Source organism: Microbacterium panaciterrae (genome assembly GCF_039541635.1).
GTDB classification, from domain to species: domain Bacteria; phylum Actinomycetota; class Actinomycetes; order Actinomycetales; family Microbacteriaceae; genus Microbacterium; species Microbacterium panaciterrae.
In genome coordinates this window covers 113,033-126,386 of the sequence record NZ_BAABGP010000018.1, presented here as the reverse complement: position 1 = coordinate 126,386, position 13,354 = coordinate 113,033, and the positions used below count along the sequence as shown (strand labels likewise).

Below are 13,354 nucleotides of genomic sequence, written 5' to 3'. Positions count from 1 at the left end.
CGGCCTGAGGCTCCGACTATACAACCAATCAAGCGTTTGCTACACTCTTGGCTAAGCAAGCACTTGTTAGGTTGACGTAGGGATCAGTGAGGATCGCAGTGGCGGACAAGCGGATGACGGAAGCGGAGGTGGTCGCCCGGCTGCGCTCGGGCATGACCATCGGGATCGGCGGGTGGGGCTCGCGGCGCAAGCCGATGTCGCTCGTGAAGGAGATCGTGAAGTCCGATCTGAAGGATCTGACGATCGTGTCGTACGGCGGTCCCGACGTCGGCCTGCTCTGCGCGGCGGGCAAGGTGAAGAAGGTCGTGTTCGGCTTCGTCTCGCTCGACTCGATCCCGCTCGACCCGCACTTCCGCATCGCACGACAGAGCGGCGCCATCGAGGTCGAGGAGTACGACGAGGGCATGCTGCAGTGGGGGCTGCAGGCCGCTGGCATCCGCCTGCCTTATCTGCCCACACGGGCCGGACTCGGCTCGGACGTCATGACGGTGAACCCGCATCTGCGCACCGTGGTCGACCCCTATCAGGGGGAGACGCTCGTCGCGATGCCCGCCCTCGCGCTCGATGTCGCGCTCGTGCACATGAACCGCGCCGACATGCACGGCAACGCCCAGTACCTCGGCCCCGACCTGTACTTCGATGACCTGTTCTGCCTCGCCGCCGAGCAGGCGTATGTCTCGGCCGAACGGATCGTACCGACCGCGGAGCTGACGGCGGGGGTGCACCCGGCGACCATCCGTATCCCGAGGCTGCTGGTCTCCGGCGTGGTCGAGGCGCCCGGCGGCGCCCACTTCACCTCGTGCGTGCCCGACTACGACCGCGACGAGCAGTTCCAGCGCGAATACGTCACCGCCGCGAAGGATCCCGAGCAGTGGCAGTCGTTCCTGGACCGATACCTTGCCGAACCCGCACCGCACACGAACGGAGCCCGGTCATGAGCGACATCACCCGCGCCGAGATCTGCGCTGTGGCCTGTGCAGACGCCTACCGGGACAATGGCGAGATCATCGCCAGCGCCTTCGGCATCGTCCCGGCGATCGGCGTGCGGCTCGCACGCCACACGTTCTCGCCCGACCTCGTCATCTCGGACGGGGAGGCGACTGCCGTGCGCGGCACGTGGGCGGTCGGCGGCCCCGCGGAGGGCGACGTCGAGGCCTGGCTCCCGTTCAACCAGATCTTCACCCTGGTCTGGAACGGCAAGCGCCACATCACGATGATCCCCAGCCAGCTCGACGCGTACGGCAACGCCAACATCTCGGCGATCGGCGACCACGCACGGCCGAAGGTCCAGCTGCTCGGCGTCCGCGGAGCGCCGGGCAACTCGATCTACCACCCCACCAGCTATTGGGTGCCGGCGCACAGCAGGCGCGTGTTCGTGCCGAAGGTCGACATGGTCTCGGGCGTCGGCAACGACAACGCCCGCGCGGCCGGGCCTTCGGCGATGAAGCACCACGACTTGCGCTTCGTGATCACCGACCTCGCCGTGCTCGACTACGAGCCGGCAGACGGGCGGCTGCGCCTGAAGTCCGTGCACCCCGGGGTGAGTGTCGACGACGTGATCGCGGCGACCGGATTCGATCTCGTGATCCCCGACGAGGTGCCCGAGACCCGCACGCCGACCGCCGAGGAACTCGACCTGATCCGCACGGTCATCGATCCGAAGAACCTGCGCGATCACGAGGTGCGGGCATGACCGGTGACGCGACGCCGGGATCGCGGTTGCGCACGCGCGCCACGGAGCTGTTCGGCGTGCGGTATCCGATCGTGCAGACCGGCATGGGATACGTCTCCGACGCGACGCTGACGGCCGCGACCGCGCGGGCGGGCGGGCTCGGGATCATCGCCGGCGGCATGCTCTCGCTCGCGGAGCTCGCCACGGCCATCGAGTTCGTCCAGGATCAGACCTCCGAGCCCTTCGGCGTGAACATCCGCGCCAACCAGGAAGACGTCGACAAGCGCGTCGACCTGCTGATCAGCAGCAGCGTCAAGGTCGCGTCGTTCGCGCTCGCCCCCAAACGGGAGCTGATCGACCGGCTGAAGGAGGCCGGGCTCGTCGTCGTCCCGTCGATCGGGGCCCGCCGGCACGCCGAGAAGGTCGCGGAGTGGGGCGTGGACGCGGTGATCGTGCAGGGCGGCGAGGGCGGTGGGCACACCGGCTCCGTGCCGACCAGCCTGCTGCTGCCGCAGGTCGTCGACGCGGTCGACATCCCCGTGATCGCCGCGGGCGGCTACTTCGACGGGCGCGGTCTGGTCTCCGCCCTCGCCTACGGTGCGGACGGGATCGCGATGGGCACCCGGTTCATGATGACCACCGACTCCCCGGTCGCCCAGACCGTGAAGGACGTGTACCTCTCGAAGTCCGTGAACGACACCGTGGTCACGCTCGAGATCGACGGCGTGCCGCAGCGGGTGCTGCGCGCGGGCACGATCGACAAGCTCGAATCGACGCGCGGTCCGACGCGGATGCTGAGGGCGGCGCGAAACGCGGTCGCGTTCCAGCGCCTCTCGCGCACGCCGTGGTCGCACATGATCCGCGAAGGTCTCGCGATGCGCAAGCACGAGGGCCTCGCCTGGAGCCAGGTGATCATGGCCGCGAACGCGCCCATGCTCTACCGGTCAGCCCTGCTGGACGGCAACGCGGATCTGGGTGTGATGGCGACGGGACAGGTGGTCGGGCTCATCGAGGACGTGCCGAGCGTCGCCGAGCTGATCGACCGCATCGTCGCCGATGCCGAGGCCGTGCTCGCGCGGCTCACCGCCCTGCCGTCGCGGGTCGCCACGCAGGAATGAAAACGCCGCAGAGGCGCAGGAAGTCGATGAGGAGACGAACATGACGAATCAACTGGACGGCCGCGTGATCGTGGTCACGGGGGCGGGCCGCGGGGTCGGCCGCGAGCACGCGCTGCTCGCCGCAGCGGAGGGTGCGCGGGTCGTGGTCAACGACACCGGCACCGGCGCCGACGGCAGAGGATCCGATCCGGCGGTCGCCGCTGCCGTCGTCGCGGAGATCACGGCAGCCGGCGGCACCGCCGTCGCGAGCACCGACGACGTGACCATCATCGACGGGGCACAGCAGCTGCTGCGCACCGCGCTGGACGCGTTCGGCGCGGTGCACGGTTTGGTGAACAACGCCGGGATCCTGCGCGACCGCATGTTCGTGAACATGAGCGAAGAGGAATGGGATGACGTGATCACCGGGCAGCTGCGCGGCACCTTCGCCCCCTGCCGCGTGTTCGGCGCCCACTGGCGCGACCGCGCGAAGGCCGGCGACGAGGTGAAGGCGTCGATCGTCAACGTGTCGAGCACGTCCGGTCTGATCGGCGCCGTCGGACAGAGCAACTACGGCGCAGCCAAGGCGGGCATCGCCTCTCTCACCCAGATCATCGCGCAGGAACTGGGCCGCTACGGGGTGCGGGCGAACGCCATCACCCCCGTCGCCCGCACCCGGATGACGCAGGACGTGCCCGGCATCAAGGAGTTGGTCGCCGCCCCCGAAGACCCGGAGGCGTTCGACGTCTTCCACCCCGGCAACGTCTCGCCCGTGGTGGCCTACCTGCTGACCGAGCAGTGCCCTGCGACCGGATCGGTGTTCTACGCCAAGGGCGGTGAGGTCAGGCAGTTCCTGCCGTGGACCTACGGCCGGGTTATCGACAAGGGCGCGCGCTGGACCGTCGAGGAGCTGCAGAAGGAGATGGCCGATCTTGTCTGAGCAGCTCACCCCCGTCCCAGGCCCCGGTCACGCGCTCGTTCAGGATCGCTCCGTCGTCATCACCGCCGCGGCCGGCACCGGCATCGGTTTCGCCGCGGCGCAGCGCTTCGCGATCAACGGGGCGAGGCTGACGATCAGCGACCGCCACGAGCGGCGCCTGGAGGAAGCCGCCGATCGACTCGAGGCCGAGTTCGGTGTGCGCCCGCACACGGTGCCGTGCGACGTGACCGACGGCGCGCAGATCGACCGCCTGATGGACAGTGCCGCCGAGCGCTACGGACGCATCGACGTGCTGGTGAACAACGCCGGCCTCGGCGGCACCGCGAGCGTCATGGAGATGACCGATGAGCAGTGGTCGTCGGTGCTGGACGTGACGCTGACCAGCACGTTCCGCGCGACGCGCTCCGTGCTCCGGCACATGGTGCCGCAGGGCTCCGGAGCGATCATCAACAACGCGTCGGTGATCGGCTGGCGGGCTCAGGCGGGGCAGGCGCACTACGCCGCGGCGAAGGCGGGCGTCATGGCGCTCACCCGGGCTTCGGCCATGGACGTCGCCGCGCACGGGATCCGCGTCAACGCGGTCTCGCCGAGCATCGCCATGCACGCGCATCTCGCGAAGGTCACCAGTGACGAGCTGCTGGCGCAGCTCAGTGCGCAGGAGGCGTTCGGCAGGGCGGCCGAGCCTTGGGAGATCGCGAACGTGATGGTGTTCCTCGCCAGCGACTACTCCTCGTACATGACCGGCGAGGTCGTCTCGGTCAGCAGCCAGCACGCCTGAGGACGGGATCTGACATGGCCAACCTGAATGCGGTGGGAACCACTGGAGAGACGTTCGTGCTGGAGGTGGAGCGCGGCAAGATCCGCGAGTTCGCCCGGGCGACGAAGTCGGACAATCCCGCCTACCTGGAGCGCGAGGTGCCGGTCGCGCCTCCGACGTTCCTCACCGTGGCGAGCTTCTGGCAGCCGCCGGCGGGCAACCCGTGGGCGGCCGCCGAGCTCGACGGGCGGCGGGTGCTGCATGCCGAGCAGCAGTACGAGTTCTTCGGACCGCCGCTGTCGGCGGGCGCCCGCCTGCAATGCACGTCGCGCATCGAGGACATGTACGTCAAGGAGGGGCGTCGAGGCGGCGCGCTCACCTTCGTCGTCATGGTCACCGACTTCGTCGACGAGAGCGGCGAACTGGTGGCGCGGTCGACGATGACCGGCGTCGAGACCGCCCGTGCGGCGCAGGAGGAGGAGTCATGACCGTGCAACGCGATCCGGCCCCGTGGGTGCTCGACCCGCAGACGCGCACCGATTTCGTCCGCTACCAGGGCGCGTCCGGTGACATGAACCCGATCCACCATGACCAGACCTATGCCGAGGCGGCGGGGTACGCGTCGCCGTTCTCGGTCGGGATGCTCCAGGCCGGACTGCTCGGCACCTATGCGACCGACTGGCTGGGCGCCGACAACATCCGCTCGTTCCGCACGCGGTTCACCGAGCAGGTGTGGCCGGGCGACGTGCTCACGTGCACGGGGCGCGTGACGCAGGAGTACGAGCGCGACGGCATCGCCATGATCGACGTCGTGCTCGAATGCGCGAGGCAGACCGGTGGGATCGCCGCCACGGCGTGGGCGACGTTCGTCGTGCTGCCCGAGGTCGGCTGACGTGCGCGCGCAGGTGGTGCACCGGCTCGGCGACCCGGACGCGCTGAGCTTCGAAGAGGTGGATGCCCCCGTCCCCGGCCCTGGTCAGGTGCTCATCGCTATGCACGCGGCCGGGGTCAACTTCCCCGACGGGCTGATCGTCGCGGGCGAATACCAGACCAAGCCCGCCCTTCCGTTCACCCCCGGCTCGGAGGCGGCGGGCGTCGTGTCCGCCGTGGGGGAGGGAGTGACCACGCTCACGGTGGGCACCAGGGTGCTCGCCTTCACCGGCATGGGCGGCTACGCCGAGCAGGTGCTGGTCTCCGCGGACATGGTCTTCCCCATCCCGGACGGGATGACCTTCCACGACGCCGCCGGCTTCCCCGTCACCTACGGAACGTCGTTTCACGCGCTCGTCGATCGCGCGGGCCTGCAGGCGGGGGAGACCCTCCTCGTCCTGGGCGCCTCCGGGGGTGTGGGCCTCACCGCGGTCGAGATCGGCAAGGCACTGGGAGCGCGCGTGATCGCAGCCGCATCCAGCGCCGAGAAGCGCCGCCTCTGCCTCGACCGGGGAGCCGACGAGGTGATCGACTACGCGGACGGCGACCTGCAGGTGCAGCTGAAACAGCTGGCACCGGACGGCGTCGACGTCGTCTACGACCCGGTCGGCGGCGACCACGCGCAGACCGCGATCCGCGCGCTCGCGTGGGGAGGCCGCTATCTGACGATCGGGTACGCGTCGGGAGACATCCCGAAGGTCGGCATGAATCGTCTGCTGGTGTGCGCCGGATCCCTCATCGGCGTGCTGTGGGGGGGCTGGGCGCGGAGGAATCCGGCGCAGAACGCACGGAACATGGCGCGGCTGCTCGACTGGTACGACGAGGGTCGCCTGCGACCGCACGTGAACGAGGTGCACCCGCTCGCGGATGCCGCCGCGGCGCTGAAGATCGTGATGAGCCGCCGTGCCCTCGGAAAGATCATCCTCAGCGCCGAGGCGGCAGGATCCCGACACGACGAGAGAGACGAGAACTGATGCAGCTGTCACCGAGCGCGAAGGCCCAGGACGTCATCGACCGGCTCACCGTGTTCATGGATGAATTCGTGTACCCGGCCGAGCCCGTGTACCAGGCGCAGCTCGAGGCGAACGGTCCGCGAAGCCATGAGGTTCCCGAGATCATTGAGGAACTCAAGGTCGAGGCCAGGAAGCAGGGGCTGTGGAACCTCTTCCTCCCTGCGCTGTCCGGTCTCTCGCACCTCGATTACGCGCACATCGCCGAGATCACCGGCCGTTCGCCGTACATCGCGCCCGAGGCGCTGAACTGCTCGGCGCCGTCGACGGGCAACATGGAGATCCTGCACATGTTCGGCACTCCGCAGCAGCAGGAGCGATGGCTCGAGCCGCTCCTGGACGGCCGCATCCGCTCCGGCTTCTCGATGACCGAGCCGGCCGTCGCCTCCTCCGATGCGCGCAACATCTCCACCTCCATCGTGCGCGACGGCGACGAGTACGTCATCAACGGGCGGAAATGGTGGACCACGGGCGCGGCCGATCCGCGGTGCACGATCCTCATCCTGATGGGCAAGACCGATCCGGAAGCCGCCCCGCACCGGCAGCAGTCGATGATCCTGGTGCCGATCGACGCGCCGGGCGTCGAGGTGATCCGGTCCCTGCCGATCTTCGGCTATCACGATCAGCAGGGGCACGCGGAGATCCAGTTCACCGACGTGCGCGTGCCCGTCGGCAACATGCTGTCGGGCGAGGGCGAGGGCTTCGCGATCGCCCAGGCGCGGCTCGGGCCCGGGCGGATCCATCATGCGATGCGCTGCATCGGCATGGCGGAGCGAGGCCTGGAGATGATGGCGCGGCGGGTCACGGAGCGTCAGGTCTTCGGCGGGCCGCTGTCGGACCAGGGCGTCGTGCAGAACTGGATCGCGGAATCGCGGCTCGAGATCGAGCAGGCGCGTCTGCTGGTGCTGAAGGCGGCGTGGATGATCGACGGGGTCGGAGCGAAGGGGGCGGCGATCGAGATCGCCGCCGTGAAGATCGTCGGGCCGCGCACCGCCCGCTCGGTGCTGAACAGGGCGATCCAGGCGTTCGGCGGCATGGGCGTGACTGACGACACCCCGATCGCGCGGATGTGGGCCAGCGCCCGCATCCTCGGCATAGCCGACGGTCCCGACGAGGTGCACCTGCGGTCGGTGGCGCGTCAGGAGCTGCGCAAATACCGGTGACGCTCGGCCGGGGCCGTTCCGCCTCGAACGGCGCTCAGTCGTTCAGGCGTCGCCACAGCTCGTCGACGGAGCGCTCGGTGTCGGCGAGGGTCCCGTCGGTGCGGATCACGACGTCGGCGATCGCGAGCCGGAGGTCCTCGCCGCCCTGCGCGGCGACGCGCGCCGCGGCGTGCTCCGCCGTGTAACCGCGGTCGTCCTGCAGCCGGCGCATGCGCTCGGCGGCATCGGCCTCCACCGTGACGACGAGGTCATACGTCCACGGCAGCGCCTCCGTCTCGGCGTTGAGCAGCGGGATCTCGTGCACCACGATGTGGTCGCTGCCGCGGTGGGTGTCGATCTCCTCCGCCGTCGCCTGCATGATCTCCGGGTGGATGATCGCGTTGTAGCGCCGGCGCAGATCGTCATCGCGGAAGATCACCGCGGCGACGCGCTCGCGGTTCAGGGTGCCGTCGGGCTCCCGCACCTCCGCGCCGAGAACGTCCGCGATGGCCGCCAGCACACGCGGTCCCCGCGGATCGGCCGGATCCACCACCTGACGTGCGGTCGCATCCGCGTCGACGATGTGCGCCCCGCGTTCGCGGAGACCGCGCGAGATCGTGCTCTTGCCGGCTCCGATGCCGCCGGTGACAGCGATCAGCTTCACGTCAGCGGACGAAGCGGACCTCTTCGATGGTCTCGCCGAGGAACGGCTCCTGCTGGGAGACCCCGTCGAGGGCGAAGCCGTTGCGCACATAGAAGCGGTGTGCGCGGGGGTTGTCCTCGGCGACCCACAGGTAGCAGGCCTCATCCGGGCCGACGGCCGCCTCGAACAGCCGCTGGCCGATGCCGGTGCCGTGCCAGGCGCCGAGGAGATAGATGAAGTAGAGCTCGCGCTCGGCCGGCGGGTTCTCGTCGCGGGCGGGGCCGGATCCGACGAAGCCGACGATCTCGCCGTCGACGAGCGCCGCGCTCATGCGGTACTCCTCGCCCTGCGCGGCCCAGTGCGTCCACAGCTCGGCGAGCCGCCGGGGCGACACGGCTTCGAGCGTGGCGGTGCTGATCAGGTGGTCGTAGGTCTCGTGCCAGCACTGCGCATGCACACGACCGAGGGCTTCGGCATCGACATCGCGAACGGGCCGGACGGTGACGGTGGGAAGGGCTTCGGCGCTCATGATCGCGACTCTACGCGCGAGGTGCGCCCGGGGGAAATCGAGCTGTTACGGCCTGGTTTCGGGGCTGCACGCGGTGCGATGCCTCTGTGTGGATCCGACAAACGAACAGGAGGATCCGTGGCGGATTCACTACGCTCCTGGTGTGAACGTGATCTGGCGCACCCTCCTCGTGATCCTCTCCGCCCGCCGTCGCATCCGCCGCGGCCGGCGCCTCGCGCCGACGGCGGTGGGGCGGATCCGGCTCACCACGCTGCCGACCGACATCGACATCCTGCGGCACATGAACAATGGCCGGTACCTGTCGCTGTTCGACCTGGGCCGCTGGGATCTGCTGATCCGCACCGGTCTGTTCGACGCGATGAAGGACCGCGGCTGGTACGCCGTCGTCTCGAGCGAGACCGTGACGTTCCGCAAGTCGCTCGAACTCTGGCAGCGCTTCGATGTCGAGTCGCGCTTCATCGGGCACGACGAGAAGGCGATGTTCCTGGAGCACCGCGCGGTCGTCGACGGCGAGGTGTACGCCCGGGTCATCGTGCGCGCGCGCATGCTCCGCCGCACCGGGGGGACCGTCCCGCACGACGAGTTCTTCGGCGCGCTGGGCCGCCCGGATGACGTCCCGGGCGTCGAGGACTGGATCCACGACTGGGCGGCGGCCTCGTCCCTGCCGCCGACGAAGGCCCCCGCACCCAGCATCTGGGCCGACTGACTCACGGCCTCGCCCGGGATCTCGACACCTCCCGAAGGGCGTGGCACGGCGCCCCGCGCCCCGGACGGCGGCATGCTGGAAGCAGGTGATTCTCCACGCTCCGACCCGGGGGCGGGGAAGAGAGGCGATGCCGATGCCGCAGTGGCTGAACGACGAGGAGACCGAGCGTGCGCGCCGGGCCGTCGACCTCGCCCAGCGCTGGATCTCCGAGGCCGCCGAGGCGCATGCGGATCCGGCCGCCGAGCGGCTCGCCGGAGTGCTGCAGGATCCGAACGGGCTGCCGTTCACGCTCGGCTTCGTCGACGGCGTGATGCGGCCGGAGAGCCTGGGCGCCGCGGCGAGCGGGCTGAACCGCGTCGCGCCGCTCGTGCCCGGGTTCCTGCCCTGGTATCTGCGCGCGGCCGTGCGGGCAGGTGGACTCGTCGCCCCCGGACTGCCGACGCCGACCGTGCCGATCGCGCGCACCGTGCTGCGCGACATGGTCGGCCACCTCGTCGCCGACGCCCGCCCGGCCAAGCTGGGACCGGCGATCGCGAAGCTCCGCGAGAGCGGCGCCCGGCTGAACCTGAACCTGCTCGGCGAGGCGGTGCTCGGCGAGGACGAGGCGCGCCGGCGGCTGGACGGGATCCACGACCTGATCCGCCGCGACGACGTCGACTACGTGTCGGTCAAGGTCTCCTCGGTGATGAGCCGCATCTCGATGTGGTCGTTCGACGAGATCGTCGAGCAGGTCGCCGCGCGACTCCTGCCGCTGTACCTGACCGCCGCGCAGGATCCCTGGTCCTCCTCGAGTGCGGGCAGGGCGCAGACCTTCATCAACCTCGACATGGAGGAGTACCGCGACCTGGACCTCACGATCGCGGTGTTCACCCGGATCCTGGAGGATCCGCGGCTCGCGCAGCTGGAGGCGGGCATCGTGCTGCAGGCCTACCTGCCGGACGCGCTGCCCGCGCTGCGCGAACTCACGGCGTGGGCGAAGGATCGCGTGGACCACGGCGGGGCGCCGATCAAGGTGCGCCTGGTGAAAGGCGCGAACCTCGCGATGGAGCGCGTCGAGGCGGCCATGCACGGCTGGACCCCGGCGCCGTACGACGTGAAGGCCGACACCGACGCGAACTATCTGCGCTGCCTGAACGCGGCGATGACCCCGGAGTCGCTGCGCGCGGTGCGGATCGGCATCGCCGGTCACAACCTCTTCGACATCGCCTACGCGTGGCTGCTGGCGGGGGATCGCGGGGCGGTGTCGGCGGCGGGGGTCGTCGCTTCGACAGGCTCAGGGACCAGGATCGACGGATCCGCGCCGATCGAGTTCGAGATGCTGCTCGGCATGGCGCAGGGCCAGGTCGAGGCGGTGAGCCGCGAGGTCGGGCACGTGCTGCTCTACGTCCCCGTCGTGAAGCCGCACGAGTTCGACGTCGCGATCAGCTACCTGGTGCGACGGCTCGAGGAGAACGCGTCGAGCGAGAACTTCCTGTCCGCGGCGTTCCGGCTGCACGACGACCCCGACCTGCTGGATCGCGAGGTCGGCCGGTTCGCCATCTCGCTGGAGCGCTCCGCCGATCCGGGCCTGCCGACCGGCCCGCGCCGCCGGCAGAACCGCCTCGCCCCGGTGCACGAATCGGATGCGCGCACGACGGATCCGGATGCCGCGGACGGTGCGCTCACGCAGGCCGTGCTCGGCATCGCGGGATCCCTCGACCGCAACGACACCTATGTCGAGACGGCGGTGTTCGCCAGCCGCGAGGACGAGTCGGCGGTCGCCGTGGGCGCCCCGGGCTTCAGCAACACCCAGGACAGCGACCCCGCATTGCCCGCGAACCGCGAGTGGGCGCGGCAGATCCTCGCCCGGATCCCCGCGTCGACGGCGGGGGACGGGATCCTGCGCAGCGCGCGGATCGAGGACCCCGCACTGCTCGACGCCGCCGTCGACCGCGTGCGCCGGGCGGCGGCACGCTGGGGCACCCGCCCCGCCGCAGAGCGCGCCGAGGTGCTGCTGCGGGCCGCCGCGGTGCTCGACTCCCGACGGGCCGAGCTGATCGAAGTGGCGGCGTCGGAGACCGGGAAGGTGATCGCCGAGGGCGACATCGAGGTCAGCGAGGCGGTCGACTTCGCGAAGTACTACGCGGCCAAGGCCCGTGAGCTCGACGCCGTGCCGGGCGCCGCCTTCGTGCCCTCGCGGGTCACCGTCGTCGCCCCGCCGTGGAACTTCCCGCTGGCGATCCCGGCCGGCGGGGTGCTCGCCGCCCTCGCCGCGGGATCCGGGGTCGTCTTCAAGCCCGCCCCGCAGGCCCGGCGCTCGGCAGCCGTGCTCGCCGCCGCGCTCTGGGACGCCGGGATCCCGCGCGACCTGCTCGCGTTCGTGGACATCGAGGAGGGCGAACTCGGCCGGCGGCTCATCGCACATGCGGACGTCGACCGGGTGATCCTCACCGGATCCTGGGACACCGCCGCGCTGTTCCGCAGCTGGCGGCACGACCTGCCGCTGCAGGCCGAGACCAGCGGCAAGAACGCGCTCGTGGTCATGCCGTCCGCCGACTTGGATCTCGCCGTCGCCGACCTGGTCAAGAGCGCGTTCAGCCATGCCGGGCAGAAATGCTCGGCGGCGTCGCTGGCGATCCTGGTCGGCCCCATCGGGCGCTCGAAGCGGTTCGCACGGCAGCTGGTCGACGCCACCCGGTCGATGCGCGTGGGCTGGCCGGAGGATCCGCTCGCCGAGGTGGGGCCGGTCATCGAACGCCCGCAGGGCAAGCTGCGCTGGGCGCTCACCGAACTTGAACCCGGCGAGAAGTGGCTGCTGAAGCCGCGGATGATCGAGCAGTCCGACGCCCGGCTGTGGACGCCGGGGATCCGCATCGGGGTGCAGGACGGATCCCGGTTCCACCGCGAGGAGTTCTTCGGACCGGTGCTCGGGATCATGCACGCCCCCACCCTCACGCGTGCGATCGAGCTGCAGAACGCCGTCGACTACGGCCTCACCGCGGGGCTGCACACGCAGAACCCGGACGACCTCGCACTGTGGCTGGACCGCGTGCAGGCGGGCAACCTCTACGTCAACCGCGGCATCACCGGGGCGATCGTGCAGCGCCAGCCGTTCGGCGGCTGGAAGCGCTCCTCGGCCGGCACCGGCACGAAGGCAGGCGGGCCGAACCACCTGGTCGGCCTCGGGTCCTGGCGCGACACCGGTGGCGGAGGGTCGAGCACCCTGCACCTGCGCGGCCTCGACACCCGGATCACCTCGCTCATCGAGGCGGCGCAGTCCTCGCTCGACTACGCCGCGTTCGAGTGGCTGCGCCGGGCGGCGCTGTCCGACGCGCTGGCCTGGGATCGCGAGTTCGGGCGGGTGCGGGACGTCTCCCGCCTCGGCGTGGAGCGCAACCTGTTCCGCTACCGTTCGGTGCCGGTCGCGGTGCGCGCCACCGGCGATGCCGCGCTGCGCGCGCTGCTGCGCGTCACGATCGCGGCGATCCGCGGCGGGGGCGACTTCACCCTGTCCACGTCGATGGGCCTGCCCGCCGCCGTGCGGCGCGTGCTCGGCGAGGCGGAGATCCCGGTGTTCGTGGAGAGCGACGCAGAGTGGATCCGGCGGTTCACGCACGACAGCCCGCCGGAGGGATCCGATGCGCATCCTCCCGCCGAGCATCACAAGGACCAGGATCCGCTCGCTGCCCCGCCCCGCCCGCCGCGGGTGCGGATCGTGGGTGCGGCCGAGGACGTCGAGGCGCTGCACGCCGCGCTCGCCGAGGCGGTGCAGGGCTATCCGGATCTCGCGATCTTCGCGGGAGAGGTGACGACCGCGGGCCGGATCGAGCTGCTGCCGTTCCTGCACGAGCAGGCCATCGCGATCACCGCGCACCGCTACGGCAACCCGGACGACTGGTCGGCCGACGTGATCTGAGCCGGGATGTCGGCGTGCCGATCGAATCGTGAG

Annotated in this window: 13 protein-coding genes; 11 read left to right on the top strand and 2 right to left on the bottom strand. The window is 70.4% G+C overall.

The genetic code is table 11. From position 1 onward, the window contains the following. Positions 1–113 precede the first annotated feature (113 nt). Genes ABD882_RS13245 through ABD882_RS13205 form a run of 9 tightly spaced genes read left to right on the top strand, consistent with a single transcriptional unit; the run spans position 114 to position 7,569 of the window. A complete protein-coding gene (locus tag ABD882_RS13245) occupies positions 114–938 on the top strand; it encodes a CoA transferase subunit A (RefSeq protein ID WP_345187675.1) in 825 nt (274 codons plus the stop codon). After that, on the top strand, positions 935–1,693 hold the full coding sequence (locus tag ABD882_RS13240) for a CoA-transferase subunit beta (protein ID WP_345187673.1): 759 nt from the start codon (positions 935–937) through the stop codon (positions 1,691–1,693). The genes ABD882_RS13245 and ABD882_RS13240 overlap by 4 nt, the downstream gene beginning before the upstream one ends. Then, positions 1,690–2,790 (top strand): NAD(P)H-dependent flavin oxidoreductase, encoded by a 1,101-nt coding sequence (locus tag ABD882_RS13235; RefSeq protein ID WP_345187671.1) that lies wholly within the window; start codon positions 1,690–1,692, stop codon positions 2,788–2,790. Before ABD882_RS13240 ends, ABD882_RS13235 begins: the two co-directional genes overlap by 4 nt. 40 nt (positions 2,791–2,830) lie before the next feature. Next, positions 2,831–3,709 carry an SDR family oxidoreductase gene (locus ABD882_RS13230; protein WP_345187668.1) on the top strand — a complete coding sequence of 293 codons (879 nt, stop codon included), beginning with the start codon at positions 2,831–2,833 and terminating at the stop codon, positions 3,707–3,709. Continuing rightward, complete coding sequence (locus ABD882_RS13225; RefSeq protein WP_345187667.1) at positions 3,702–4,487, top strand: SDR family oxidoreductase; 786 nt, start codon at positions 3,702–3,704, stop codon at positions 4,485–4,487. The genes ABD882_RS13230 and ABD882_RS13225 overlap by 8 nt, the downstream gene beginning before the upstream one ends. Before the next feature lie 14 nt (positions 4,488–4,501). Continuing rightward, positions 4,502–4,954 (top strand): FAS1-like dehydratase domain-containing protein, encoded by a 453-nt coding sequence (locus tag ABD882_RS13220; RefSeq protein WP_345187665.1) that lies wholly within the window; start codon positions 4,502–4,504, stop codon positions 4,952–4,954. After that, on the top strand, positions 4,951–5,358 hold the full coding sequence (locus ABD882_RS13215) for a MaoC/PaaZ C-terminal domain-containing protein (RefSeq protein WP_345187663.1): 408 nt from the start codon (positions 4,951–4,953) through the stop codon (positions 5,356–5,358). Before ABD882_RS13220 ends, ABD882_RS13215 begins: the two co-directional genes overlap by 4 nt. Before the next feature lies 1 nt (position 5,359). Continuing rightward, a complete protein-coding gene (locus ABD882_RS13210) occupies positions 5,360–6,370 on the top strand; it encodes an NADPH:quinone oxidoreductase family protein (protein ID WP_345187661.1) in 1,011 nt (336 codons plus the stop codon). Then, complete coding sequence (locus ABD882_RS13205; protein ID WP_345187658.1) at positions 6,370–7,569, top strand: acyl-CoA dehydrogenase family protein; 1,200 nt, start codon at positions 6,370–6,372, stop codon at positions 7,567–7,569. The genes ABD882_RS13210 and ABD882_RS13205 overlap by 1 nt, the downstream gene beginning before the upstream one ends. A gap of 34 nt (positions 7,570–7,603) precedes the next feature. On the opposite strand, the gene coaE is transcribed toward ABD882_RS13205, so the two are convergent. Further along, positions 7,604–8,212, bottom strand: a complete 609-nt coding sequence (gene coaE, locus ABD882_RS13200; protein ID WP_345187656.1) for a dephospho-CoA kinase — start codon at positions 8,210–8,212, stop codon at positions 7,604–7,606. 1 nt (position 8,213) lies between these two features. Then, entirely contained in the window at positions 8,214–8,720 is a 507-nt protein-coding gene (locus ABD882_RS13195) for a GNAT family N-acetyltransferase (RefSeq protein WP_345187654.1), read from the bottom strand. Between the two features lie 142 nt (positions 8,721–8,862). On the opposite strand from ABD882_RS13195, the gene ABD882_RS13190 reads away from it, so the two are divergent. Both ABD882_RS13190 and ABD882_RS13185 read left to right on the top strand, forming a co-directional pair. Next, positions 8,863–9,426: an acyl-CoA thioesterase gene (locus ABD882_RS13190; RefSeq protein ID WP_345187653.1), complete on the top strand. Its 564-nt coding sequence runs from the start codon at positions 8,863–8,865 to the stop codon at positions 9,424–9,426. Positions 9,427–9,553: 127 nt separating this feature from the next. Further along, positions 9,554–13,321: a proline dehydrogenase family protein gene (locus ABD882_RS13185; RefSeq protein WP_425563370.1), complete on the top strand. Its 3,768-nt coding sequence runs from the start codon at positions 9,554–9,556 to the stop codon at positions 13,319–13,321. The last annotated feature ends 33 nt before the right edge of the window (positions 13,322–13,354 follow it).

Coding starts and splice junctions, on each gene's coding strand:
- ABD882_RS13240 (WP_345187673.1), top strand. CDS start 935: ATGAGCGACATCACCCGCGCCGAGATCTGCGCTGTGGCCTGTGCAGAC.
- ABD882_RS13185 (WP_425563370.1), top strand. CDS start 9,554: ATGCCGATGCCGCAGTGGCTGAACGACGAGGAGACCGAGCGTGCGCGC.
- ABD882_RS13220 (WP_345187665.1), top strand. CDS start 4,502: ATGGCCAACCTGAATGCGGTGGGAACCACTGGAGAGACGTTCGTGCTG.
- ABD882_RS13205 (WP_345187658.1), top strand. CDS start 6,370: ATGCAGCTGTCACCGAGCGCGAAGGCCCAGGACGTCATCGACCGGCTC.
- ABD882_RS13195 (WP_345187654.1), bottom strand. CDS start 8,720: ATGAGCGCCGAAGCCCTTCCCACCGTCACCGTCCGGCCCGTTCGCGAT.
- ABD882_RS13230 (WP_345187668.1), top strand. CDS start 2,831: ATGACGAATCAACTGGACGGCCGCGTGATCGTGGTCACGGGGGCGGGC.
- ABD882_RS13235 (WP_345187671.1), top strand. CDS start 1,690: ATGACCGGTGACGCGACGCCGGGATCGCGGTTGCGCACGCGCGCCACG.
- ABD882_RS13215 (WP_345187663.1), top strand. CDS start 4,951: ATGACCGTGCAACGCGATCCGGCCCCGTGGGTGCTCGACCCGCAGACG.
- ABD882_RS13245 (WP_345187675.1), top strand. CDS start 114: ATGACGGAAGCGGAGGTGGTCGCCCGGCTGCGCTCGGGCATGACCATC.